Below are 3,518 nucleotides of genomic sequence, written 5' to 3'. Positions count from 1 at the left end.
GTGTGCGTGAGCACGAGATTCGATGGATGCGCGAGCACGGTAATTGATGGTCGGCTGCGGCACCGTCCATCACCAATGTTGCGTGCCGTCGGGCAACGCTGATGGACGTGGCGATCTATCGCGGTGGACCGGATGCGGAGCAGCGGCACTGATGTAACAAGGGGCCCGGCGGGCCCCTTGTTACTGGATCAGAAGTCGTTATCTGCGAGATCGCCAAGGCCATCAGGATGCTCCTGCCGATCTTCGGCCAGCCACTGGGCCAAGGCCAATTGATAGTGAGCATGCAGACGGTCGCGCAGATCGTCGAGCAATTCGATCACAGCCCAGGCCTGCGCGGGCGTCCAGTTGGCATCAATGAGCAGGGGCAGCCCCTGGGCGATGCCGGATGGCTGGTGGAAGGTCATGGTGATGTCGTCGTTGTGTTGATGGACGTGGCGGCGATGGCCAACGGCGCCACTCACCGCCTGGCGCGGCGGTTCAGGGTTGCGCTGTAGGTTTCCAGATAGAGCTTCTCGTCGATCTGCGGTAGCTCCCGCTGCGCGGCCTGGGCCAGAAGCTCGCCCGCCAGGTTCATCAGGATGCGGTAATTGCCGGCGGCGTGCTCACACAGGGTCTGGCGCAATGGCATGGTCATCAGGGTGGCGTTGCCGGCGGCGGCCAGCAAGTGGTCCAGGCAGGCCTGCAGCTCGTCGATGCTCGCACTCTCCAGCGCCAGACGGCAGCGGATGCGGCTGCCCAGCGGGATCAGGTCCTCGCGGCTGAACTTCTCCGGCAGGCGAGCGTCGCCGGCAAGCACCACGCACAGCAGCAATTGCGAGTCGAAGCGTGCCTGTGCGAGCAGGCGCAGTTCCGAGAGGGCTGGCACCGCCATCTCCTGGGCTTCATCGATGAGCAGCACGCAGCGGCGGCGGCTGGCCTCCATGTGGGTGAGCCAGCGCTCGCGCAGCGCCTTGAAGCCGCCCCAGCGATTGTGGGGCTTGAGCGGTACGGTAAAGATGTCGCTGAGCTCGCGATAGAAGTCCGCCAGATTGCTCTGTGGGTGAGCGATCGAGCCGACCATCAGATCGGGGACGCGCATGAGGCGCTGATGGAGCAGGCGCAGCGTGACGCTCTTGCCGCAACCGGGGTCGCCATGCACCATGGCGAAGCCGCCTTCGCGGGCCATACCGTTCTCAATGCGCCAGCAGAAGTGATCGAGCTTGGGTGGCACGAACACGGCCTCGACGGGGATGTCCTGGGCGAAGGGGTTGAACTTCAGACCGTACAAGGCCAGCAGGTTGGGTTGATTCATAGCTTGGTGGGTGCGGGTGGGAGATAGGCCGGCGGCAGGCCGGTGGCGGCGTGTTCGGCGAGCAACTGACGCAGCAGCGGCGCAGTGCCAGCCTGCGCGGGTTCCTCGTTAGCAGGCGAGGCACCCTTGGCCGTGAGATGCGCGCGCCGTGCGTCGGCATTGGCAGACTTGTCCAGCGGGAACACGGCGGCCAGGATCGCGCCGATGCGCGCATCGATCAGGTCGACTTGGGAGAGATCCCAGCGCGCGTAGCTCAGGCAGACTTGCTCGAGGTGGCGGTAAGCGCCGGGGATCTCGAAGCGCACGCCGTCCAACGTGAAGGTGCCGTCGGTTCTGCGCTGGCGGCGATGCTGGCGGATACGGAAGGCCCGGCGCAAGGCCAGCGCCTCGGGACTGGGGCGCGAGACGTCGGCACAGGACAGGTAGCGCTGCAGAGGCGTCGCCTCGAGTTCGGCGTGTTCCTTGTGGTGGTATTCCTGCTCGACCCAGGCCTGCGTGGCGAGGTTCAATTGCTCCAGGGTGAGGTGCGACTCACCTTCGAGCATGGCCATCAGCCGGGACTCGAGCTGTCCCCAGAAGCGTTCCTGCTTGGCATTCTGGTATGGGCTGTAGGGCAAGGTAGTCTGGTGCAGGATGCCCAGACTGGCCAGCCCCTCGACGAACTCGTCGGCCATCATGGCTGCGCCGTTATCGGTCATGATGGCCCGCGGCAGCCCTCGCTTCATGATCGCCTGCGAGACGCCGTGCACCAGCGAGGCAGTGGTCTCGTCGAGGAACCACTGCAGGTGGCAGACCAGCCGCGAATGGTCGTCCATAATGCAGAGCAGCAGCGGCTTGTGCCACTGCCCATCGGGGGTGAGCACCTTGCGCGAACCATGGTGGAAGTCCAGGTGCCAGAGCGCGGCCACGTGGTCGACCTCGTAGCTACGCACCTCGCGTGCCTCGCGGCGAGCCGCAGCAGCGATGGCCCCATCCGTGCTCGAGCGCGGGGTTGGCTTGCGCACCAGACCCTGCGCCTTCAGATACCGGCACACCGTGGTGTAGGACGGCAGCGTGTCCGGGCCATCCTTGGTCGCGACGCGCAGGTTGTCGTAATGCAACTGCATGGTCCAGCCGGGGTGCTGACGGTACTGCTCGACCAGCGCTTCGATGATGGCTGGGCTCAGACTGACGAAGTGGCCGCAATCGTCGCGCAGTCGGTTCTTGAGTTGATCGACCGGATCCTGGACGTGACGGGCCCGGTAATACCAGCGTTCGATGGAAGACGCGCCGAACTGAACGTCGGCGCCGGTGATGGGGTGCCGCCAGACCTTGGCGGCCAGTGCCTGGAACGCTTGCTGCAATTCTCCTTTGGCAGGCGGCGAAGCCAGCAAAGGGCCAATGACCGAGAAGCGCAAGCGCGCCCATCGGTTGCGATGATCAATCGATAGTGACATGACTCTCCGTTGGGGGGATAACGGGAGCAGGCTACGGGCAGTGCGGGTGACCCGCCATCGACATGTTCTGCGGGAGATTCCCCTATCTGGCGCATCCCTCAGCCAGCGTGGTCAGGCCGGGCCCAGCAGCAGAAGCAACACCGCGGCCAGACGCTCGTCTTCGCTGTCGTGCTCGACCGATTGCAGCAGGCAGTCGGGATAGATGAACGGCTCGGGCGTTGGCGGGATGAGGCCACGCAGCCACCGACCGACGGGGGTCTTGGGGAAGGTCTCGGTCCACCACTGACGCCAGCGCTTGAGCGTGGCCCAACTGATCGCCGGCAGGCCGTCCAGGCAGGCGCCAGTGGCACGGCTCGATCGCAGTACCAGGACAATGGCCAGCCAGACACGCCGGCCGAGAAAGCGCACCGAATCGGGCGTCATGCGTTTGCGGCATCCGGCACAGCACAGGCTCAGGCGCGTATTGCAGTCCGGGTGTGCTGCCGGTGGGCATCCGCGCGGCTTACGCGGATAGTTGGCACTGTGCAGCACAGAGCCGCAATGGCAGCAGCCCCTGTCTCGCGCCACCTTCATCAAGTCTTCGTCGATCCGGCGCAACAGGGCAAAAAACGCTGGCGTTTGTAGCAAGGCATGGCACACTGCTGAGGTCTCCTTCATTGCTCGACACAATAAAGGCGACATCTTCCCTCAGGCGCGTGCATGCACGCTCCCTGAGGGAACCCCTCCAGCGTCCATCACCGTTCTTGCTCAAATCCCCACGCTTTCGGCATCACGAAAGCTGCTTATGCACA

At 64.8% G+C, this 3,518-nt stretch carries 4 protein-coding genes; all 4 read right to left on the bottom strand.

Going from position 1 to position 3,518, the window contains the following annotated elements:
• Window positions 1-188 precede the first annotated feature (188 nt).
• Window positions 189-404 (bottom strand): hypothetical protein, encoded by a 216-nt coding sequence (locus tag FFS21_RS31700; RefSeq protein WP_011229369.1) that lies wholly within the window; start codon window positions 402-404, stop codon window positions 189-191.
• 53 nt (window positions 405-457) lie between these two features.
• On the bottom strand, window positions 458-1,291 hold the full coding sequence (locus tag FFS21_RS31695) for an ExeA family protein (RefSeq protein WP_008651548.1): 834 nt from the start codon (window positions 1,289-1,291) through the stop codon (window positions 458-460).
• Window positions 1,288-2,727, bottom strand: coding sequence for an IS481 family transposase (locus FFS21_RS31690; protein WP_008651549.1), 1,440 nt, complete (start codon window positions 2,725-2,727; stop codon window positions 1,288-1,290). The genes FFS21_RS31695 and FFS21_RS31690 overlap by 4 nt, the downstream gene beginning before the upstream one ends.
• 111 nt (window positions 2,728-2,838) lie before the next feature.
• Window positions 2,839-3,384: a transposase gene (locus FFS21_RS31685; RefSeq protein ID WP_124682078.1), complete on the bottom strand. Its 546-nt coding sequence runs from the start codon at window positions 3,382-3,384 to the stop codon at window positions 2,839-2,841.
• Between the last annotated feature and the right edge of the window lie 134 nt (window positions 3,385-3,518).

Source organism: Cupriavidus sp. 2SB, from assembly GCF_005503625.1.
GTDB lineage: Bacteria > Pseudomonadota > Gammaproteobacteria > Burkholderiales > Burkholderiaceae > Cupriavidus.
The sequence above is the reverse complement of the archived record's forward strand: the minus strand, read 5'-3'. Positions and strand labels throughout refer to the sequence as shown.

Bases quoted from the DNA above. Each gene is read 5' to 3' on its own strand.
- FFS21_RS31695 (WP_008651548.1), bottom strand. From the start codon at position 1,291: ATGAATCAACCCAACCTGCTGGCCTTGTACGGTCTGAAGTTCAACCCC.
- FFS21_RS31700 (WP_011229369.1), bottom strand. From the start codon at position 404: ATGACCTTCCACCAGCCATCCGGCATCGCCCAGGGGCTGCCCCTGCTC.
- FFS21_RS31690 (WP_008651549.1), bottom strand. From the start codon at position 2,727: ATGTCACTATCGATTGATCATCGCAACCGATGGGCGCGCTTGCGCTTC.
- FFS21_RS31685 (WP_124682078.1), bottom strand. From the start codon at position 3,384: ATGAAGGAGACCTCAGCAGTGTGCCATGCCTTGCTACAAACGCCAGCG.